This window comes from Myxococcus sp. AM009, from assembly GCF_013372605.1.
GTDB lineage: Bacteria > Myxococcota > Myxococcia > Myxococcales > Myxococcaceae > Myxococcus > Myxococcus vastator.
On the sequence record NZ_JABXEP010000092.1, the window covers coordinates 13,408 to 33,071 of the forward strand.

Annotated in this window: 17 protein-coding genes; 7 read left to right on the plus strand and 10 right to left on the minus strand. The window is 71.0% G+C overall.

Going from position 1 to position 19,664, the window contains the following annotated elements; translation table 11 throughout:
- The first annotated feature begins 9 nt into the window (after nucleotides 1-9).
- From HV824_RS22015 to HV824_RS22025, 3 genes are all read left to right on the plus strand, one after another.
- Nucleotides 10-330, plus strand: a complete 321-nt coding sequence (locus HV824_RS22015; RefSeq protein WP_176418855.1) for a hypothetical protein — start codon at nucleotides 10-12, stop codon at nucleotides 328-330.
- Between the two features lie 215 nt (nucleotides 331-545).
- Nucleotides 546-3,104: a hypothetical protein gene (locus HV824_RS22020; protein WP_176418854.1), complete on the plus strand. Its 2,559-nt coding sequence runs from the start codon at nucleotides 546-548 to the stop codon at nucleotides 3,102-3,104.
- Nucleotides 3,105-3,131: 27 nt separating this feature from the next.
- Nucleotides 3,132-3,719: a hypothetical protein gene (locus tag HV824_RS22025; RefSeq protein ID WP_255208239.1), complete on the plus strand. Its 588-nt coding sequence runs from the start codon at nucleotides 3,132-3,134 to the stop codon at nucleotides 3,717-3,719.
- 21 nt (nucleotides 3,720-3,740) lie between these two features.
- Here HV824_RS22025 and HV824_RS22030 read toward each other — a convergent pair whose 3' ends face one another.
- The 7 genes from HV824_RS22030 to speD all read right to left on the minus strand — a co-directional run bounded on the left by HV824_RS22030 (nucleotide 3,741) and on the right by speD (nucleotide 12,096).
- Complete coding sequence (locus HV824_RS22030; RefSeq protein ID WP_176424149.1) at nucleotides 3,741-6,098, minus strand: arylsulfatase; 2,358 nt, start codon at nucleotides 6,096-6,098, stop codon at nucleotides 3,741-3,743.
- Between the two features lie 156 nt (nucleotides 6,099-6,254).
- The gene (locus tag HV824_RS22035; protein WP_176418892.1) at nucleotides 6,255-7,889 is read right to left on the minus strand and encodes an NAD(P)/FAD-dependent oxidoreductase; all 1,635 of its coding nucleotides are present in this window, start codon (nucleotides 7,887-7,889) and stop codon (nucleotides 6,255-6,257) included.
- On the minus strand, nucleotides 7,880-9,376 hold the full coding sequence (locus tag HV824_RS22040; RefSeq protein ID WP_176424150.1) for a polyamine aminopropyltransferase: 1,497 nt from the start codon (nucleotides 9,374-9,376) through the stop codon (nucleotides 7,880-7,882). Before HV824_RS22040 ends, HV824_RS22035 begins: the two co-directional genes overlap by 10 nt.
- Nucleotides 9,377-9,423: 47 nt before the next feature.
- Complete coding sequence (locus HV824_RS22045; protein WP_002635242.1) at nucleotides 9,424-9,651, minus strand: DUF350 domain-containing protein; 228 nt, start codon at nucleotides 9,649-9,651, stop codon at nucleotides 9,424-9,426.
- A complete protein-coding gene (locus tag HV824_RS22050; protein WP_176418850.1) occupies nucleotides 9,651-9,812 on the minus strand; it encodes a hypothetical protein in 162 nt (53 codons plus the stop codon). The genes HV824_RS22045 and HV824_RS22050 overlap by 1 nt, the downstream gene beginning before the upstream one ends.
- A gap of 32 nt (nucleotides 9,813-9,844) precedes the next feature.
- Nucleotides 9,845-11,740, minus strand: a complete 1,896-nt coding sequence (locus HV824_RS22055) for a DUF4178 domain-containing protein (protein ID WP_176418849.1) — start codon at nucleotides 11,738-11,740, stop codon at nucleotides 9,845-9,847.
- A complete protein-coding gene (speD, locus tag HV824_RS22060; protein WP_368738093.1) occupies nucleotides 11,737-12,096 on the minus strand; it encodes an adenosylmethionine decarboxylase in 360 nt (119 codons plus the stop codon). Before speD ends, HV824_RS22055 begins: the two co-directional genes overlap by 4 nt.
- A gap of 121 nt (nucleotides 12,097-12,217) precedes the next feature.
- Between speD and HV824_RS22065 the strand changes: the two genes are divergently transcribed.
- Nucleotides 12,218-13,201: a lipase gene (locus HV824_RS22065; protein WP_176418848.1), complete on the plus strand. Its 984-nt coding sequence runs from the start codon at nucleotides 12,218-12,220 to the stop codon at nucleotides 13,199-13,201.
- Nucleotides 13,202-13,204: 3 nt separating this feature from the next.
- Here HV824_RS22065 and HV824_RS22070 read toward each other — a convergent pair whose 3' ends face one another.
- Complete coding sequence (locus HV824_RS22070) at nucleotides 13,205-14,302, minus strand: peptidylprolyl isomerase (protein WP_176418847.1); 1,098 nt, start codon at nucleotides 14,300-14,302, stop codon at nucleotides 13,205-13,207.
- A gap of 88 nt (nucleotides 14,303-14,390) precedes the next feature.
- Complete coding sequence (locus tag HV824_RS22075) at nucleotides 14,391-15,353, minus strand: hypothetical protein (RefSeq protein WP_176418846.1); 963 nt, start codon at nucleotides 15,351-15,353, stop codon at nucleotides 14,391-14,393.
- A 188-nt stretch (nucleotides 15,354-15,541) separates the two neighbouring features.
- Between HV824_RS22075 and HV824_RS22080 the strand changes: the two genes are divergently transcribed.
- Genes HV824_RS22080 through HV824_RS22090 form a run of 3 tightly spaced genes read left to right on the plus strand, consistent with a single transcriptional unit; the run spans nucleotide 15,542 to nucleotide 17,448 of the window.
- Nucleotides 15,542-16,294: a peptidylprolyl isomerase gene (locus tag HV824_RS22080; RefSeq protein WP_255208240.1), complete on the plus strand. Its 753-nt coding sequence runs from the start codon at nucleotides 15,542-15,544 to the stop codon at nucleotides 16,292-16,294.
- A gap of 2 nt (nucleotides 16,295-16,296) precedes the next feature.
- Nucleotides 16,297-17,031 (plus strand): alpha/beta hydrolase, encoded by a 735-nt coding sequence (locus HV824_RS22085; RefSeq protein WP_176424151.1) that lies wholly within the window; start codon nucleotides 16,297-16,299, stop codon nucleotides 17,029-17,031.
- Nucleotides 17,032-17,034: 3 nt separating this feature from the next.
- Nucleotides 17,035-17,448, plus strand: a complete 414-nt coding sequence (locus HV824_RS22090) for a secondary thiamine-phosphate synthase enzyme YjbQ (RefSeq protein WP_176418844.1) — start codon at nucleotides 17,035-17,037, stop codon at nucleotides 17,446-17,448.
- Between the two features lie 3 nt (nucleotides 17,449-17,451).
- Here the strand turns inward: HV824_RS22090 and HV824_RS22095 are convergent, their stop codons facing one another.
- Nucleotides 17,452-19,140 carry a L,D-transpeptidase family protein gene (locus HV824_RS22095; RefSeq protein ID WP_255208241.1) on the minus strand — a complete coding sequence of 563 codons (1,689 nt, stop codon included), beginning with the start codon at nucleotides 19,138-19,140 and terminating at the stop codon, nucleotides 17,452-17,454.
- Nucleotides 19,141-19,664 lie beyond the last annotated feature (524 nt).

Below are 19,664 nucleotides of genomic sequence, written 5' to 3' on the forward strand. Positions count from 1 at the left end.
GAACGCCTCATGCGTAATGTCGCTGCCCGCTTCGACCGGCTCGCGAAGGAGTGGGGAGCACACTGCGCCGAGCACCGCGAGGCGTCCAACCCGTACGCCTTCCTGAACCACCCCGCCTTCGAGGCGCTCGTGGCGTTGGGACGTCCCGCCGTGCCCCTGATTTTCGAGCGCTACCGCGAAGGCAGCCTCTTCTGGGGCGCCGCCCTGCGCCGCATCACCGGCATCAGCACGTTCGGGGATGGCGTCGTGGGGAAGCTCGACGCCACCCGGCGTGACTGGCTGTCGTGGTGGGAGACGCACCAGGCCGAGTACACCGGCCGCGACTCCTGAAGGCGGCTCGGCCCGGCAGCAATCTTCGCCGGATGCTGCTGGGACGGAGGCACGCCGTGTCGAGGCCGCGTGCAATCGCCGCGCGCGATGTCAGTATCACATCACGGATTCACATCCGGATGTGTCCCTGACATCGACGCGGCTGCCCGGTCCTCGTCCTTTCGAGCACTTGCCCAGAGCCTTTGGCTGGAACGGCGCGTGCTCTCCCTGCGTGCATGAACCGCTTCGCTCTCCTCGTTTGCTTCTTCACCGCCACCGCGCTCGCCCAGCCCACGCTGCCGGCGACCGGGGCATCCACGGCCACGGCGGAAGTGCCCCACACCGCCGCCTCGCAGCCCTCCACGCAGGATGAAGCGCGGCCCGCTGCCCCACCCTCCACATCGAGAGCCACGCCGGATGTAGAGAAGCCCGCCGCGTCGCCCTCCACCAACGCTCAGGTGACGCCGCGCGACGTGCGCCCCGCGAAGGCCCAGGAGACGCGGGACGACGCGCGAACCTCCGCCGCACAGGGCCGCTCGTCGCGCGCGACCCAGGTCGGCACGGAGTCCCGCGAGGAGCAACGGAACGCTTGCCCCGACGACTTCGATGACGCGGAGGAAAATCCGGACGAGCGCGGCGTGCTGTCCCCCCTCCAGCTCACCGTGGACGGGCGCCCGCTCACGCCCGGTCGCATCGAGCTGCATGGGCTCCACTGGCTGACGGAGGCGCAGGTGCGGACCTACATCGGAGCGCCTCCCGCGGACGCGCAGGACGTGCTGGGCGGGAACGAGCTCCACCTGTTCCTCCGGCGGCTCGCTCGCTCGGGGTTGTTCGCCCGCGTGGAGCCGCGCGTGCGCGTGGCCGAGGCGCCTCAACCCGCGGTCCTCGAAGTCCACCTGGAGGAGAACCCCGTCGTCTCCGCCGTGGAGGTGAACGGGCTCCAGGACCTGCAGTCCACCGAGATTCTCGAGGAGCTGCTCCGGCTCCCGTACCGGTTCCCCACCAAGGACGAGAACGAAGACGAAGAGTCCTTCACCGCCACGCTGCGCGTGGACTCGCGGCGCGGCACGCTCTCCATCGTCCGTCCCTGCCCGCCGCGATACCCGCCCCGTGACTGGGTGGGCCGGCTGGAGCGCGGCACGCTGCACCCCGGCATCCTCCTGGGCGGCGTGGCCCACGGCCTGGAGCGCACGCTCAAGCGCCTGCGTGACGACGGCTACATGCTCGCGAGCCTGTCCGCGGTGTGGTCGCCGGACGGCAAGCTGGTGGTGACGGTGGATGAAGGCCGGCTCGAGTCCGTCGAGGTGCGCGGCGTGGACGCCGACATCGCCGCGCGTGTCCAGGACGCGCTGGATCTGCGGCCCGGCACCGTGTTCCTCCGCAGTGACGCGAAGCGCGCCGTGCAGCGGCTGACCTCGCGGCTCCCCTTCCTGGAGCCCGCGGACGTGGAGGACTCCGACGGCCCGCGTTCCCAGCGCGCCCACATCATCGAGACGCGCGCGCCGGACGGCACCCGCGCCTACCACACGCAGGAAGCACCGCGCGCGAAGCCGCGCCACCGGGAGCAGGTGGAGTTCGAGCTGAACTGGAGGCAGTTCGCCGACTGGTGGGACGAAGTGGACTCTGCCGACAGCATCACCCTCGAGGGCAAGAAGCTGGTGGTGCACCTGCGCACGCGGCGGCCGGACTTCGACGTGGACCTGCTTCCGATGCACACGCAGGTGACGGGCTTCTCGCCGGGCCTGTCGGGGCGACTGCGCCTCTGGGATGCGAAGGACCGCGCGCACCTCACCGTGGACGCCGCGCTCACCATCCCGCTGCGGTGGGGTGGCCAGTATCTGCCGGATGACCCGGAGGGCACGCAGCGCCAGCGGCGACTCAACATGCTCGGCGGGGCGAAGCTCCAGGTGCCGCGGGTGGGGCTCGCGGAGCTGGGCGCGCAGGTCTACGACTTCACCGACACGCTGGACCGGTGGCGGATGGGCGACATCGACTCGTCGCTCTACTCGGCCCTCATCAACCGGCCGGACCGCGACTACTTCCGCCGCAAGGGCCTCACGGCCTTCGCCACCTGGCGCTGGGCGGACGACTGGCTCGCGGGCGTCGAGTACCGCAGCGACCGCTACGAGTCGATGCGCAGCTTCACGCCGCCCTTCTCCCTGTTCCGGAACGACTCCGCCCCCTTCCCCAACGCGCCCGTCACCCAGGGCCGCTTCGACTCCGTGGTGGTGCGCATGGAGTACGCCAGCAACGTGCCCGCCGCCGCGTCCGTGGGCTCGCTGTTCCGCACGCCGGAGACGTCGCTCTTCGACCGGGATGGCGACTGGGAGAGCCGCGCCTCGCTCCGGGGACTGCTCACGCTGGAGGTGGGCAACGGTCCGGGGAGCGCGGGCGGTGACGCGCGCTTCTGGAAGCTGGTGAGCGACCTCGCGCTGGAGGTGCCCACCGGCTGGGACACCGGCCTGTCGCTGCGCGTGCGCACCGCGGGTGGCCACCACCTGCCCGAACAGAAGCGCGAGGCGCTGGGTGGATGGACGGCGCTGCGCGGCTTCGGCTTCAAGGAATACCGCGGCGACGTGTCCGTGCTCACCAGCGCGGAGTACCGATGGAGCGCCCTGGGCGTCTTCGCGGACCTGGGCACGGTGCGGGCGGATGACGCCTGGACGGATGCGCGGCTCGGCCTGGGCGCCAGCCTCCACTTCGGCGACAACGTGCGGATGGACGTCGCGTGGCGCACGGATGAGCGGGCCACCGCCACGCCCGAGGCGCGGCTGCTCTTCCAGCGGACCTTCTAAGGACGCATGGACGGGTCACGCCAACACATGGGACGCGGGCTCGGCATGGCGCTCATCGCCGTGGCGAGCCTGCACGCCCCCACGGCCCATGCGGAGGAGCCGCGCACCACCTGCACCGCCACCTTGTCCGGACGGCGCGTCATGGTCCGCTCCGAAGCCTTCGACTTCGTCTCGCCCGAGTTGGACCGGCTGGTGCGGCTGGGCATGGCGGGGAGGCTGGAGGTGGAGCTGACGCTCTGGCAGCGCAACGCCGTCTGGTTCGACGCACGAATGGACACCGCCCGGCTGACGCAGGTGCTCGCCTTCTCCAAGGGCGCCTACGTACTGGATGGACGTCCCCTGCCGGAAGGTCCGTCCTCACTGACGCTGGAGCGCGTGGCGTGGACCCTGGAACAGAGGCCAGAGCCAACCGCGCGCCATGAAGTGCGCATCAGCGTCCGCCTGCACGTCGTGACGGCCGCCAGCCTGGGCCGGGTGGCCGCGTGGCTCACGCAGGGAGAGCAGGTGCCTGGCGAGGAAGGCAACACCCTCACGGGCACCGTGCTGCTGCGCTCGGTGGCCGAGGACCTCGCCCGCGTCGCCAACGCGCGCTGTGACGTCACCCGGCCACCCTGAGTCAGGCCACCACGCATGCGCTCATTGCCGCGCCATGGCCGTGCTCACTTCCGTTTCGGCGTCGTGGACGTGCTCGCCCGACACGTCCACCACCACCTCCGTCAGCGTCCCGCCCTTGAACGCGAAGGGCGGCTGGTACCGCGGACTCACCGAGGAGTTCTCATCGCGGCCACACGTCAGTCCTTCGCCCAGGCTGATGAGCAGCGGCATCGTCTCAGAGATGTCGCGCTGGGCCACCAGGTCACCATTGATGAAGAGGCGTCCCCGGCCCGGCGCGCCCCGGCCCGCGGGCAGGTCGGGCGTGCCCGTGGGCTGGAACTCGAAGCGCAGCTCCGCGTGGCCTTTCGGCACCTCCGCGGAGGACTCCAGGTGGAACTCCTTCTCGCCCACGAAGTTGTAGACGTAGTGCAGCTTGCCATCCTTGACGAAGAGCGAGTACCCGCCTGTCAATCCACCGTGGCAGAGCAGCACGCCCTCCGCGCCGTCCTCCACCTCCACGCGCGCGGTGATGGCGTGGGCGCGGTTGAGGACATGCACCGCCACGTTCTCCGGCGCGGGCGAGGTATGGGGCCGGTAGACGTAGCGCTCCCGCTCCCGCGAAAGCTGCGGTCGCTCCACGGCGAAGAGCTCACGAGACGGCGTCACCAGTGGGAGCACGTCGTACCGGCCCGCCTCGACGTACCAGCGGGCAATCATCTCGATGAGCTTGTCGCGCTCCCCAGCGGCCACGTCCCGAGTCTCCGAGCAGTCCTCCGCCACGTGGTACAGCTCCCAGCCCTCCGTATCGAACTCGCGCAGCCTGGCCTCGGTGAGCTTCAGCATGCCGAACGGCTCCTTCGACTCCGTGAAGGACGGCCCGGGGAACGGACACACCGCCCGCCACCCGTCGTGGTACAGGGCCCGGTGGCTGAACATCTCGAAGTACTGCGTGTGGTGCCGGCTCTCCGCGTCCGCGTCGTGGAAGGAGTCCTTGAAGCTGACGCCTTCGATGGGTGACTGCGTGACGCCGCGGAGCTCCGTGGGTGGGTCGATGCCCAGGCAATCCAGCACCGTGGGCACCATGTCGATGGCGTGGCAGTACTGCGAGCGAAGCTCGCCCCGCGCCTGGATGCCTCGGGGCCAGTGGACGATGAAGGGGTCCGTGGTGCCGCCCCGATACGTCTCGCGCTTCCACCGCTTGAAGGGCGTGTTGCCCGCCCAGGCCCAGCCCCAGGGATAGTGGTTGAAGTGGCGCGGGCCTCCCAGGTCGTCCAGCGCCGCCAGGTTCTGCTCCAGCGACTCCGGCGTGTTGTTGAAGAACTTCAGCTCGTTGACGGAGCCATGCAGGCCGCCCTCCGGGCTGGCGCCATTGTCGGAGATGACCATGATGAGCGTGTTCTCCAGTTCCCCGCTCGCCTCCAGCGACTGGATGAGCCGGCCGATGTGGTGGTCCGTGTGCTCCAGGAAGCCCGCGAACACCTCCATCATCCGCGCGTAGAGCCGCCGCTCCTCCGCAGACAGGCTGTCCCAGTCCTGCACGTCCGGGTCATGGCGCGACAACTGGGTGCCCGGCGGCAGCACGCCTGTCTCGAGCTGACGCTGGAAGACCTTCTCGCGGTAGGCATCCCAGCCGTCGTCGAACTGCCCCTTGTACCGGTCCGCCCATTCCCGGGGGACATGGTGGGGCGCGTGCATGGCGCCGGTGCAGAAATAGAGGAAGAAGGGCTTGTCGGGCGCCACCTGCTTCGCGTCGGCGACGAAGCCGATGGCGCGGTCCACCAGGTCCTCCGTCAGGTGGTAGCCCTCCTCCGGAGTCTTGGGCGGACGGACCTGATGATTGTCGTGAACGAGGTCCGGGTAGTACTGGTGCGTGTCTCCGCCGAGGAAGCCGTAGTACCGCTCGAAGCCGCGGCCCAGGGGCCAGCGCGAGTAGGGCCCCGCGGCGCTCGTCTGCTCCGCGGGCGTGAGGTGCCACTTGCCCACGCAGTAGGTGTTGTAGCCGTGCCCGGCCAGCATCTCCGAGAGGAAGCCGTTCTCGAAGGGGATGGAGCCGTTGCGGCCGGGATAGCCCACGGAGATTTCGGTGATGGCCGCCATGCCATTGGAGTGGTGGTTGCGGCCGGTGAGGATGCACGAGCGCGTGGGCGAACAGAGCGCGGTGGTGTGCATGTTGTTGTAGCGCAGCCCGCCCTCCGCCAGCCGGTCCAGGTTCGGCGTGCGGATGGGCGAGCCATAGCAGCCGAGCTGACCGAAGCCGGTGTCGTCCAGGACGATGAAGAGGACGTTGGGTGCCCCCGGCTTCGCGCGCAGCGGCGCGGGCCAGGCAGGCGAGGACGCTTCATCCGTCCTGCCGATGACACCGGGGAACGCGGTTCCAGGTGGGTATTCCTTGAGCGACATCGTGCGGCCTCCAAGAGGACGCGCGGGAACGAACGTGCCGCGGGGCCTCGTGGAGGGAGATGCACATGCGACCCGACAATGCCCCCTGTCCTCCAGGCGGAGGCGGGCAGACGGGGCACCACCTGCCGGAGGCGTCCGGCAGGTGCACACCGGCGGCTAAAGCCAGCTCACCTCACGCCGGCCCAGCTCCGCCAGCACGCGCTCCGCGGCCCGCACGCCGAACCAGTTCGCCTCCTCGAAGAGGCCCATGCCGCCCAGGTCCGAGTGCGCGAAGTGCAGCGAGCGCCCCAGGCTCTCCCCCGCGGCCTGCTTCGCCTGGCCCCACATGAAGCCCGGCGTAGGCCGCACCATGGCGTGGCCCCAGCGCTGGACTTCCAGCCGCTGCGCCTGCCCGGCGATGCCCGGGTGCGCTGGCAGCATGTCCGCCATCACCAGGGCTTCCCAGTCCGCGTAGCTGGCCGACAGCGCCTTCTCCCGCTCGGCCTTCACGTCCGCGCCGTCCATGGGCAGGTACCAGGTGAGCACCGTGGGGCCCTGCTCGTCCTGGCGCAGCGTCTGGTGCGTGGCCACCACGTAGCCCAGGCTGCGGCTCTCATAGAAGACGTTGTCCCAGGCCAACGGGAAGCCCCGCGAGCGCGGCGGCGACGACAACGTCAGGTTCGCCACCACCCACGGCCCATACGTGAAGTCCTTCAGCCACGCCGGCCGCTCCCGCCGCCACGGCGCCACCACGTGCGCCGCGATGAAGCGCGGGCACGCCAGCACCACCTGCCGCGCCAGGAAGGCCCGGGGCTTGCCCGTGCCCGCCTCCAGCGCGTCCACGCGGCAGCCGCCCTCCACGGGCTCCACGGTGTGCACCAGCACGTTGCGCTCCACCGCGCCGTTCGGCAGCGCCGACACCAGCTGCCGCACCAGCCGGCCGTTGCCTTCGGGCCAGCTCAGGTAGCCCTCGCTGCGCTCCCCATTCCCGTCCTGACGCGCGGTGAAGTACCAGATGCCGGCCCAGGCGGAGACATGCTCGGCGGTGGTGCCGAAGTCGTCCCGGCACGCGTAGTCCACCACCCACTTCAGCCGCGCCGAACGGAAGCCCTCGCGCGCCATCCAGGCCGCCATGCTCAGCGCGTCCAGCGCCGTCCACTCCGCGTCGTCACTGGACAGGCCGGAAGGCACCGCGAAGGCCCTGCGCCCCTTCGCGTCTCGCGCGGAGGCGAAGCCGTTCATCCGCGCCTCGAAGCGCCGCAGCTCCTCCAGGTCCTCCGCGCTGGCGCCCGCGTGAAGGTAGAGCCCTTCGTACCAGTGCCCCCGGTAGAAGAAGCGCTCCTCCGGCTCGTGGATGAGCAACGACTCCTCGAAGCGCGGCCGGCCCGCATCATCCACGTCGGAGACGGCGCCCATCTCCCGCAGCAACCGGACGACGGGGCCTTGGTCCTCCAGCGGCGCAGGCAGGTAGTGCGCGCCCCACGGGTAGGCGGAGGTGCCGTTGTGCCCGGAGCGAGACGTGCCTCCCGGCTCCGCCTCCAGCTCCAGCACGCGCACGCCGCGCACGCCCGCGCCCGCCAGGCGCCAGGCCGCGGACAGGCCCGCCACGCCGGCGCCCACCACCAGCACCTCCACGGGCTCCACGAGGTCCGCGCGCGGCAGCGGCCCACCGCGAAGCCGGTGCCCCAGCTCCACGGACTGGTCCACCACCGCGCCGGGGACACGCGCCCTCGGCCCTGACTTCCGGCACGCGCTGGCCGCCACCGCGGAACCGAGGAACGCGGCGACCAGCTCCCGCCGCGTCAGTTCCACCGCTGCCACTCCGCCTCGTAGTAGTGCACCAGCACCTGATTGTTCAGCCGGTTCACCTCCGCGGGCAACGGCCCCATGTCCGGGGGGAACTGGGTGAGCGACGCCATCGTCGCGTCATCCAGGAAGAGCAGCCCTTCGGGCAGCGGCCGGTGCCGGGAGGGCGCCTCGTGCGCGATCAGCACATACCCCCACTCACCAAACGACGGCACCAGCGCGTGGTACGGCTCCGTCCAGAAGCCCGCGGCCTTGAGCGTCGTCTCCACGCACCAGAAGGAGCGCCGGGCGAACAGCGGGCTGGTGCTCTGCACCACCCCCACGCCGTCTGGCGCGATGCGCCTCTTGAGCAGCTTGTAGAAGCCCGTGGTGTACAGCTTCCCCAGCGCGAAGTTGTTCGGGTCCGGGAAGTCCACCACCACCACGTCGTACCGCGCGCCGCCCTCCGTGAGGAACTGCATCGCGTCCCCGTTGACCACCCGCACCCGCGGGTCCGTCAGCGCATAGCGGTTCAGCTTCGCCAGCTCCCCGTAGTTCGTCGCCAGCCTGGTAATCGCCGGGTCCAGGTCCACCAGCGTGACGGAGCGGACCTCCGGGTAGCGCAGCACCTCCCGCGCGGCCAGGCCGTCCCCACCGCCCAGGATGAGCACGTTCTCCACCTTGGCCGCGCGCACCATGGCCGGGTGCACCAGGGACTCGTGGTAGCGGTACTCGTCCAGGCTGGCGAACTGGAGGTTGCCGTTGAGGAACAGCGAGAAGCCCCGCTTGCCGCGCGTGAGGATGATGCGCTGGTACGGAGAGCTGGACGCGTGGACCACCTCGTCCGCGTAGAGCTGGTCCTCATAGAAGGTGGTGAGCCGGTCCCCCATGACGAAGCCCACCAGCAGCAGCACCGTCAGCCCCACCGCCTTGACGCGCAGCCGCAGCGGGTTGCCAAGCAGCGGCGCCAAAAGCCAGGTGCTCCACAGCGCCACCGCCGCGTTCAGCACGCCGAACAGCAGGGACGTGCGCACCAGCCCCAGCTTCGGCACCAGCAGCAGCGGGAAGGCCACGCTGGCCGCGAGCGCGCCCACGTAGTCCAGCGACAGCACCTGGCTTATCAGGTCCTTGAACTTGAGCTGGTCCTTCAGGATGCGCAGCAGGAGGGGAATCTCCATGCCCACCAGCGCGCCAATGGCAATCACGCTGCCGTACAGCGCCACCTGGAACAGGTCCGTCAGCGTGAAGGTGAGGAACAACATCGGCGCGCAGAGGCCGCCCAGCAGCGCCACCGCCAGCTCCACCTCCACGAAGCGCTGCGCCACCCCGCGCTCGATGTAGCGCGACAGGTAGCTGCCAATGCCCATGGCGAACAGGTAGCCGCCAATGACGGTGGAGAACTGGGTGATGGAGTCGCCGAGCAGGTAGCTCGCGAGCGCCCCGACGACGAGCTCATAGACGAGCCCGCACGTCGCGATGACGATGACGGTGATGTACAGCAGCGTCTTGTTCACGGCGTCACTTCACTTCGTACAGGTTTGGGCGCGCGGTGCGCGCGCCCTCATCCGCTGATGGCCGCGGCCACGATGATGGCCAGGCCGATGATGAAGGACCCGATGACGATGCCCACCGCCGTGTTCTGGTCGGCCTCCAGCTCCTTGTGCACGTCAAAGGGCATGATGAGGCGGATGACGTAGAAGCCCGCCACGAACACCGCCAAGCCAATGAGCGAGTAGATGATGCTCGCCAGCACACCCTGAACGCTGACCACCACGCCAAGTAACAACATCACTTCCCTCCCATGTAGCCGCCAGTCCACAGCAGGACGCCGCCCGGCCCACGCCGCACGTTGCCCGGCACCTTGTCCCGCGCTTCCTTCGTGAAGGGGGACCAGCCCGAAATCATCAATGCCGCGTAGCCCAGCAGCACCAGTCCTCCAAACCACTTCATGACGCGCCTCCGTCACCCATGACGACGCAAACCTAGACGTTGCTCTCCGCCCAGCGCCGAGTCTCGAAGCTGTGCGAGCGATACAACGCCACCACCGGGCCCAGCCCCATCAACACCAGCGCGAAGCAGAACCAGCTCCCGTTGGGCGTGTCGTGGATGAGCTTCACCTTGTACGTCATGGGCAACGTCCGGTTCGGCTTCGCGTCGAAGGCCGCCGTCGTGCGCAGCACGTACTTGCCCGCGGGCAACGGGGACAGGTAGGCGCTGCCGGACGTACTGCCCTCGCTCCAGCTCCCGTCGCTGTCACGGCCGCGGTAGTAGCTCAGCTCCTCGTAGAAGGTCACCACGTCGTTCGTATCCTGGTTCACCAGGTCGCCCTGGATGCCCAGCCACTCGTTGTCCAGCGCGGCGAAGACGTCCACCTTGATGTTGCCGCGCTTGGACAGCTCGAAGGGCTCGCTGAAGTGCATCGCCGCGGGCGAGCCCGGCGCGGTGCCCGGCGCCACCACCACGGCCTGCTCCAGCACCTGCTCCTTCGCGGCGGACGCGGACAGCACGCCCGACAGCACGAACAACGCCAGTATCCAGACGCCCGTCCACACGAAGGAGGAGCGCACGCCCCCCTGGTGCGGGTTGGGCTGGCTGGGGGCAATGCCCTCCCGCCGCTCCATTGGCGCCTTCAAGCCGAAGGCCTCCTTCACCACCTCGGGCTCCAGGTACTCGCCGTGGGTGTACGACACCTCGTCGTCGGTGGCGTCCACGTTCACCGAGTACGGCGCGGCGACGTACTCCGACGCATGGGCCCGCTCGCCCACCTGGACCGTCCAGTAGAACTCCCCCAGCACCTTGTCCGTGACGGCGATGACGTGCTGGAAGCACTTGTAGCGGCGGTGCTCGTGGAAGGCGGCGACGCCGGGCGACAGCGACACGTCCCCCGCGGGCAACGGCTTGAGGAACACCCAGTGGCCGTTGGAGTTCATCAGCCAGACGAAGCCGCGCGACGCGTTGTAGAGGAGGAACTCCTCCCACGGGTAGCGCACGCCCTCCACGTTGCACGAGCGCTCCAGGTAGCCGATGCAGACCCAGTCCGCGCCATCCAGCTTCCCCCGGGTCCCCAGGGGGATGGTGAGCGGCCGGCTCGGCTTCTCCAGCAGGCGCAGGAAGGACAGCTTGCCCTGGCGCGCGTCCAGCAGCGCGCCGCAGTAGGGGCACACCACGCGCAGCGTCTTGTCCGGCGCGCGCAGGTCCAGGTTGCCGTTGCACTGCGTGCAGCGCGCCTGCTGCAGCTCCACCTTGCGCACGCGGGGCCGGAGCTGCCCGGCCGGGATGCCCAACTGCTCCAGCTTCAGCGCCTCGCCGACGAAGACCTCGGGCGAGTGCCCACGCGTGCCGAAGTCGAGCGTGAGGAAGGCGCCCTTGGGCCCCGTGGCGTCCACGTACCAGGCGTCCTGCGTGGGGTCCACGTCGCTGGGGAGCTGGCCCGCGGCGGCCACCACGCGGCCGTGCCCCCGCTCTTCAATGACCCACGCGCGGTCGCGCAGGTGCAGCCGCTCTCCCGGGTGCAGGTCCTCCAGCGCCACGCCCTCTTCGGGCCCCATGTCGAACATCAGGTGGAAGGCGCCCTCGGACTCGCTCAGCCACCCGGTGCGGCCGTCCGCGAACTCCACGTACCACTCGTCCCACGGCCCTTCGCCGTGGTCCTTCTGCAGGTGGCCGACGATGGTGTACGCCACCTTGCGGTAGCGCCCCTCCGCGCGGAGCTGCAGCGGCGAGTCGGTGGGGACGATGCTGCCAATCTTCCCGTGGGACTCGAAGTCCAAGCCCTTGCGCGCCACCACCGTCTGGCAGTAGCCGCACACCACCACCTGCGCCGAGCCGGCGGTGAACTCCACCATCGCACCGCACGATGGACACTTCCCCTGCGTCACGCCGTCACCCCCCGCTTCAGCTCACGCACCACGCACGCCGTCGCGCCCAGGTGGCGCGCCAGCAGCGCCTCGAAGTCCGGACGCTGGCGCTCCCGGCAGCAGTACACGTTGAGCGCGGCGAACCCGTGCTCCGGAAACGTGTGGATGCCCAGGTGGCTTTCGGCCAGCAGCGTCAGCCCGGTGATGCCACCGGGCTCCGGGAACACGTGCCACTGCGGCTGGCCCACGACCTTCAGGTCCAGCGCGACGATGAGCGCCTCGAAGAGCGCCGCCAGCGCCGCCGCGTCCTTGAGGCTGCCAGGCGCGCAGCCGCTGGCGTCAACCAGCCATTCCTGTCCGGTGGTCAGCTTCGAAATCCTCCCGTCCTCGGACTTCTTATCACGGGCCCACCCTCGCGTCCGCGCGCAAGTCGCGCCCGCGGCTTTTCAAGGCCGCGTTGGCATCCGGCTTTCGCTTCCCGCTACGCTGACTTAAGAGATGACGCCGCCGCAGCTGGAGCCTCCACGTCCGCAGTCCCCAACACCGGCGCCCGGCGCCATCACCCGGCTCGCTCGCACGCTGCGCGGGCTGCCTCCCGCCGAGCGCTGGTGGGGCCCCGGCTGCGCGGGCATGGCCGGCTGGCTGAAGCGGGCGGCGCTGCCCCTCCCCCCCGAGGACCTCACGCCCCGCTTCCACGCGCTGTACGCGCGCGTGCGCCAGGGGCTGCCGGTGCTGCCGGAAGAGGCCCGGCGCCACCAGTACGTGCTGGTGCGCGGCATGCTGGGCGACGAGCTGCCCGGCTACCTGCTGGACAACGTGCAGCGGCTGGAGCGCCGGGGCCTGAGCGTGCGCGAGGCCGCGGTGGACACCGAAGGGCTGCTCGCGGACAACGTGGCGGTGCTCCGCGAGGTGCTGCGCGACGCGGAGTACTTCGGCCGCAGCGTGGTGATGGTGGGCCACAGCAAGGGCGGCGTGGAGTGCACCGCCACGCTGGCGCTCTACCCGGAGCTGCGCCACGTGGTGCGCGCGGTGGTGACGCTGCAGGCACCGTATGGCGGCTCCTCCATCGCGCATGACCTGGCCACCACGCCCCGGCTCCGGCGGCTCATCGACTTCGCCTTCCCCCTGCTGTTCCACGGCGTGTCCCGCTCCGTGGAGGAGCTGTCCTATCCCCAGCGGCAGGCCTTCATCCAGCAGCACCCCTACCCCGCCGCGGACATCCCCACCGTGTCGCTGGCCACCTCGCGGCTGTCGCGCCTCTCCTCGCTGTATCCGCTCCAGCGCTACCTGCACGAGCGCTATGGGTACCAGGCGGACGGCATGGTGACGGCGGTGGACGCGGAGGTGCCCGGCGCGCGCGTGGTGCGGCTCCATGACATGGACCACGCGGAGGCCGCGCTGCGCGGCCTGCCGGGCCTGGTGCGCTACCACCCGGGCGACCTCACCGAGGTGATGGTCGCCCTGGCGCTGGAGGCGCGCTGAGCCTCACGCCGCGGCGGGCGTCAGCGTCACCTTCTTCATCACGTGGTCGATGGTGGAGAAGCGCAGCGCCATCTCATACAGGCGGCGCGCCAGCGCCTCGTCCTCCTTCACCGCCACGCCCAGCTCCTGCCGGCTGACGCCCGTGAAGTTCGCGAGCTCCTCCAGCATGGCGTCCGTCGCCGCGCGGTCCGGCTGGATGCCGTCGCGCTGGGCGATGGCACGGAGGGCCAGCGCCAGGGTGATGCGGTACGCGGCGTCCGTGCGGGAGAGCGGATCTTGAAGCCACCCGTCCAGCGCCTCCTGCAGTTCGTCCTGCTGGAAGTCCTTGCGCAGGAGGATGGGCCGCTCGGTCTCCGCCCAGCGGCGGCGAAGCTCCTCGTCCACCAGCACCCCGGACACCTCCACCGGCGTGCGCTCCACCAGCGCGTCCATGACGCGCTCCTGGGTGAGCCGGTCCGCCTCCGCAAGCCGCTCCTGGGCCAGCTCGTCGCCGAGCTTGCGCATGACGTCCGTGAGGGAACCTGTCCCCAGCCGCGCCAGCAGCTCCGGCGAGTCGTCGTCCAGCACCTTCAGCTCACGCGCCGCCTTCACCTCCAGCAGGAAGCGCGCCGGCTGACCTCGCAGCGACTCCACGGGGTAGCGCTCCGGAAGCGTCAGCTCGATGGAGAAGGACTGGCCCACCTTCGCGCCCACCAGGGCCTCGAAGAAGCCGGGCAGCACCGGGTCCGCGGTCACGCGCGTCCACCAGTGCTCCCGGGCGGAGAAGGGCATCAGCCGGTTGTTGGCGAAGCCGAGCACGTCCAGCAGGACGTCGTCGTCGGCCGCCACGTCCTCGCCCGGCTGCCGCTCGCGGATGTCCGCGTGCTTGCGGCGGAGCGCATCGAAGCGCTCGACGAGGTCCTCCTCCGTCAGGGGGGCGGGAGCCACCTGCGCTACCGACAGCCCGTCCAGCGAAGGCGCCTCCACCGCGGGAAGATTCACCGGCTCGGTGCTGTCGAGCTGCAACGCCGCCGGCATCTTCTTCATGATGCCGAGCGCATGAAGCTCGGCCAACGGACGCGCGTTGTTGCGGCCACCCTGCGATTCGTCATGGGTCGTCATGGTCTCTCGCTCCGGATACCTCGGATAGCACAACGCTCCGGGAGGACCGAAGCCCCCCGGAGCGTTGGGACTGACGACGCGGCGCTTCCTAGAAGAAGGAGCCGAGGAAGCTCGACACCGTGGAGACGGCCGCGCCCACCTGGCTCACCACCGGGATGTTGGTGGCGGCGGCGATGGAGCCCAGCGCCGTCACTCCGGCGGTAATCTTCCGGCCCGTCGAGGCGTTCGGGTCCGCGATGGTGCTCACGGCGGCGGCGGTGTCCGCCACGGCGATGGCGACGTTGAGGCCCGGAGCGAAGCGGCCGGCGGCACGCGCCACCGCGGTGCCTCCGCCCTGGAGCGCGCCCCGAGCGGCGGTGCCTGCGGCGCGGGCGGCGCCCTCCAGCCCCCGCTCTGCGACCTCGGCGGCCGCGCGGCGCACGACCTGGCGCGACGCGCCGTCCAGCGCCACGTTGGCGGCGGTGGTGGCCACGCGGTTGGCGGCGGCACGCGTCGCCTCCGGGGCCGCCGCGGTGAAGGCGGTCCGCGCCGCGTTGGTGGCGGCGCGGTAGTTGCTGACGTTACCCGCCAGGTTCAGGCCGTCACGCGCCGCCGTCAGGGCGGTGGAGGTGGCGCCCGCGGTGGAGCCCACCGCCTGGCGGATGTTCTCCCCGGTCGGGTTGCGGATGGCGTCGCGCACGTCGCGGGCCGCGAGGTAGCCCGCGCCCGGCAGCTGCGCCACGTTGGCCGCGAGGCTGACCGCGCCAGCGCCACGCGCCAGGCGGGTGTTGGCGCCCTCGACGACGCTGCCGCTTCCACCCGGCAGGTTGGCGGGGCCGAGGCGGCGGGGACCGAAGGCGTCACGCACCTGGGTGGCGGCGATGCCATCCGAAACGGAGCGCACGCCGTTGGCGACGCGGCTGATGTGGCCCTGCGCGGCCTCGAACCGGTCAGCCTGCGCGGGGCGGGCCTCCGTGCGCGCCGGCGGAGGAGGCGGCGGAGGAGTCGGGCGCGCCGGCGCGGGAGGCGGCGGGACGGGACGGGGCTCGTTGCGGCGAATCGGAGGCGCCATGGGGTGTGCTCCTACGGGAACTTGAAGGGCTTTTATGCAGCTCTACCCGGATCATCGGGCTTTCTTTCGGATTGTTGCGTCCAGACTCACCGACTTTGCCGATTTTCACTCCGGGTATCTGACAGAAGCCACCCAAGGCCCCCGCAAGCCCCTGGAATCCATTGGAAATGGGCTAAGGTCCGCGCGCCATGCGGACCCGAAACCTGACGACTGTCCTCCTCTGCCTCAGCCTCTCCCTCGCCGCCTGCAAGGACTCCGACAAGAAGGAATCCGCGGGGGGTGGTAGCCCGCCCTCCGCGACGACGCCGGCGAAGCCCGTCACGCCCTCCGCCGCCGAGGTGCCGGCCGCGGCGCCCCCCGCCGAGGCCGCCTCGGGTGAATGGACGAAGAAGGTCCAGGCGGGCCAGGACGTCTACGCCACCCTGGAAACGAACCAGGGCGCCATCGTCGTGCGCCTCTTCTCCAAGGATGCCCCCAAGACGGTGGCCAACTTCGTGGGCCTGGCCACGGGCGAGAAGGCCTGGACGGACCCGAAGACGGGCCAGCGCGTGGCAGGCAAGCCGCTGTACGACGGCGTCATCTTCCACCGGGTGATTCCGGGCTTCATGATTCAGGGCGGCGACCCTACGGGCACCGGCCGCGGCGACCCGGGCTACCGCTTCGAGGACGAGTTCCAGAGCGGCCGCACCTTCGACAAGAAGGGCCTGCTGGCCATGGCCAACGCCGGCCCGGGCACCAACGGCAGCCAGTTCTTCATCACCACCTCCACGCCGGACTACCTCAACAACCGCCACACCATCTTCGGTGAGGTGGTGTCGGGCTACGACGTGGTGGAGAAGATTTCCAACGTGCAGCGCGACCCGCGCGACAAGCCCTTGGAGGCGGTGGTCATCCAGAAGATCGCCATGAGCGACCAGGCGCCAGCCGGCAGCGGGAAGTGACGATGGAACGCGCCCTGCGCCACGTGGCCACACGGCTGGGGGAGCTGGACTGCCACGTCATCGACGCGCTCCCCGAGGGCGCGACGCCCGAGCTGGCCGTCATCCTCTCCCATGGCCTGGGCGCGCCCGCCACCGATCTGGTGCCCCTGGGACCGGAGTTGATGGCGCTCCAGCCGGCGCTGGCGGACCGCGTGCGGTTCGTCTTCCCCGGCGGACCCATGGCCTGGGCGCACGGCGGACGCGCCTGGTTCCCCCTGCCCGACGCGGTGATGCGCGGGGAGCAGCGCGACTGGGAGCAGTTCGCGCGCGACGTGCCCCCGGGCATGCCCGCCGCGCGCAGGGCGCTGAGGAGCACCGTGGACGCGCTGTGCGCCGCGATGAAGCTGCCGTATGGGCGCATCGTGCTGGGCGGCTTCAGCCAGGGCGGCATGGTGTCCACGGACGTGGCCCTGCGCCTGGACGAGCCGCCCGCCGGGCTGTGCATCCTCTCCGGCACGCTGACGTCGGAGCCGGAGTGGTGCCCCCGCGCGCAGGGCCGCGCGGGGCTGCCCGTGTTCCAGGCCCACGGGCGCCACGACCCGCTGCTGCCTTTGGGCGGCGCCGAGCGGCTGCGGGACATGTTCGTGGCGTCGGGCCTCAGCGTGGACTTCCACGCCTACGACATGCCGCACGCCATCGTCACCGAGGAGCTGGAGGCCCTGGCCGCGTTCCTCGCCGCGCGGCTGGGAGGACGCTGAGCCATGTTCCACGCGAAGGAGCTCACGGTGTCCAGCCGGGGCCGCGGCTTCACCGACATCACCGCGGACGTCCAGCGCGCCGTCGCGGAGAGCGGCGCTCGCCAGGGGCTGTGCACCGTGTTCCTTCATCACACGAGCGCGTCCCTGCTGCTGTGTGAGAACGCGGACCCGGACGTGCGCCGGGATTTGGAGTCCTTCTTCTCGCGGCTGGTGAAGGACGGGGACCCGCTCTTCGTCCATGACGCGGAGGGGCCGGACGACATGCCCGCGCACGTGCGCACCGTCCTCACGCAGAACGCGCTCAACATCCCCGTGAGGGACGGCCGCGCGGACCTGGGGACGTGGCAGGGCGTCTACGTCTGGGAGCACCGGACCTCGCCGCACCGGCGCCGCGTCACCGTGTCCGTGGTGAGCTGACCGCTACGGCGCGCCCACCCGCGTCGCGGCGACCGTCACCTTGCGCGGCTTGCCCGTCGGCCGGGCCTGACCGCGGATGCGGATCCACGAGCCCGGCGCGTCCTCCGTCGCGTGGACCATGGACCAACCGACGGGCACCTGCGGCGCGGCCCAGGCATAGAGCGCGCGGGCGTCCTTCGGCGACAGGTTGACGCAGCCGTGGCTCATGGGCTGGCCGAAGCGGTCGTGCCAGTAGGCCGTGTGCAGCGCGTAGTCGTCCTGGAAGAACATGGTCCAGGGCACCGTGGCCACGCGGTAGGTGTCGTTGCCGGCGGTGCCGCTGCCCGTCATGTCGGCCTCCGCGAACTTGACCCAGATGCGGAACAGGCCCTCCGGCGTGTCCGTGCCCTGCTTCCCGGAGGAGATGAGCGTCGCGTACACCGGCCGCTCACCCTCGTAGGCCACCAGCACCTGGGCATCCAGGTCCACGTCCAGCCAGCGGGAGCCGGGCTCCACCTGCGGCGGCGCGTGTGAGAACCAGGCGACGTGCAGGTCGTCCCGCGCCACCCATTGGTCCTCCGCGATGCTCACCCAGTGGCCGTCCTCGGACAGCTCCTTCACAGCGACCAGCGTGCGCGGTGGCAGCACCGTTTCGCGGGGGGCCTTCGCGTCTGGCGCCGTGCGGACTTCCACGGCGGCGGAGGGGCGGGTGCGGGACTGGGCCCAGGCGAACGTCGGCGGCAGCTCGGCGATGGCCTCCGCGCCCACGCCCTCGAAGGAGGAGGGCCGGTATTCACGCAGCACCCGCGCCTCCAGGTACTGGCCGTCGGTGGTGCGCCAGTACGTCCTGCGGCGGATGCGGACCTGCCCGCGGAGCTGCACCGACACGGAGCCCTTCAGCAGCACGCCCCTTCGCCGGGCGCGCGCCAGGGCGAGGCTGCGATAGGCGCGCACGCGCTTGCCCACGACCCGGGCGTAGATGCCGGGCGTCAGCTCGCCCTCGCGCAGCTTCGGGAGCTCGCGCACGCGGGGCTCGCGGAAGTTGGGCTCCAGGTAGCGCTCGCAGACCCAGCCGCGCGGCTCGAGCTGAATCCAGGCCTCGCAGTCCGGCCCGCGCACCGCGGTGTCGCCTTGCCAGCGCACGCGCATGTCCTGCGCCACGGTGCCCAGCGCCGGCGCGTCCTGCCGAGGCTCCTGGCGGACCACGATGGACCGGCGCACCCGCAGCGAGCCCGCGTCCGGAGCGAAGGGCACCGCGTAGGTGCCTGCGTCCGCCGCGCCGCTCACCGGCTCCAGCACCGGGTCGACGTCTTCAAGCACCAGCCCCGTGTCCTCGAGCGGCTCGCCGTCCGGGCCAAGCACCAGCTCCTCTCCTGGGCGCAGCCCGTCTGGGATGACGGTGAGCTGCTCGGGCAGGGGGAGCGCCTCCTCGCCCGGCGTGTCCTCCTCCCCCTCGGAGAGGGCGAGGTCGTCCAGGGCGGGGTCGACGGTCAGCGCCGGCACCTCGTCGTGCGCCACGGCCGCCCCGTCGTCTGGCGTGCGTCGCGGCGGAGACAGCGCCGCCTCGGCCGAGCCATCAACGCCGCCGTCCGTCCCAGCATCCGCCGTGGTGCGCTGCCACGCCGCGAACAGCGCATCCGAGGCCGTGCGCCGGGCATCCGCGCTCGCGCTCGGCAAGAGGGGGCTGCCGCCCTCCGCCGCGGCGTCGGTCATGGCGCGCGAGGCACCCGCTCCGGGAGGGTCCGCCGCGGCATCAGGGAGCGCACGCGCTCCGGCGCCGGCCAGGGCACGTTGTCCCGACACGGACTCCGTGACGGCCACGGACACCTCCGGCTCAGCGGGGAGTTGGCCTGGGGCGTTGGGGTCGGCGTGAGGTGCTTGGACCTCCCCACCGTCCTCAGACGACCCTGAGCCGGGAGGCGGCGTGCAGGCGATTCCAGGCAGCAGCAGAACGAGCGGAAGCCAACGGCGCATGGAACTGACACGGTACGGAGGAGTGACGGCACACTCAACGTCGTCCACGGTACGCTCGCCTGCGTGGGGCTCCGTGTGAGTGGGCAATTCGTGCCATCGCAGCGGCCCTTGTCACATGCAGCGGAAATGAGGGTCCGCGGCCCATGGCACGCGACGGGCTCCCGCTCCTCACCCCGCATACAGGCCACGGCGGCGCGCCGGTGAAGCCAGTTCCCGGAAGCCCGCGGCAGCCCCGAGCCTGGCGCCCGGGTGCCCGCCTCCCC

Excerpts from the sequence above, each read along its gene's own strand:
- HV824_RS22015 (WP_176418855.1), top strand. The coding sequence starts at position 10 with ATGCGTAATGTCGCTGCCCGCTTCGACCGGCTCGCGAAGGAGTGGGGA.
- HV824_RS22045 (WP_002635242.1), bottom strand. The coding sequence starts at position 9,651 with ATGTTGTTACTTGGCGTGGTGGTCAGCGTTCAGGGTGTGCTGGCGAGC.
- HV824_RS22090 (WP_176418844.1), top strand. The coding sequence starts at position 17,035 with ATGTTCCACGCGAAGGAGCTCACGGTGTCCAGCCGGGGCCGCGGCTTC.
- HV824_RS22075 (WP_176418846.1), bottom strand. The coding sequence starts at position 15,353 with ATGGCGCCTCCGATTCGCCGCAACGAGCCCCGTCCCGTCCCGCCGCCT.
- HV824_RS22065 (WP_176418848.1), top strand. The coding sequence starts at position 12,218 with ATGACGCCGCCGCAGCTGGAGCCTCCACGTCCGCAGTCCCCAACACCG.
- HV824_RS22080 (WP_255208240.1), top strand. The coding sequence starts at position 15,542 with ATGCGGACCCGAAACCTGACGACTGTCCTCCTCTGCCTCAGCCTCTCC.
- HV824_RS22020 (WP_176418854.1), top strand. The coding sequence starts at position 546 with ATGAACCGCTTCGCTCTCCTCGTTTGCTTCTTCACCGCCACCGCGCTC.
- HV824_RS22085 (WP_176424151.1), top strand. The coding sequence starts at position 16,297 with ATGGAACGCGCCCTGCGCCACGTGGCCACACGGCTGGGGGAGCTGGAC.
- HV824_RS22030 (WP_176424149.1), bottom strand. The coding sequence starts at position 6,098 with ATGTCGCTCAAGGAATACCCACCTGGAACCGCGTTCCCCGGTGTCATC.
- HV824_RS22070 (WP_176418847.1), bottom strand. The coding sequence starts at position 14,302 with ATGACGACCCATGACGAATCGCAGGGTGGCCGCAACAACGCGCGTCCG.
- HV824_RS22050 (WP_176418850.1), bottom strand. The coding sequence starts at position 9,812 with ATGAAGTGGTTTGGAGGACTGGTGCTGCTGGGCTACGCGGCATTGATG.
- HV824_RS22095 (WP_255208241.1), bottom strand. The coding sequence starts at position 19,140 with ATGACCGACGCCGCGGCGGAGGGCGGCAGCCCCCTCTTGCCGAGCGCG.
- HV824_RS22025 (WP_255208239.1), top strand. The coding sequence starts at position 3,132 with ATGGGACGCGGGCTCGGCATGGCGCTCATCGCCGTGGCGAGCCTGCAC.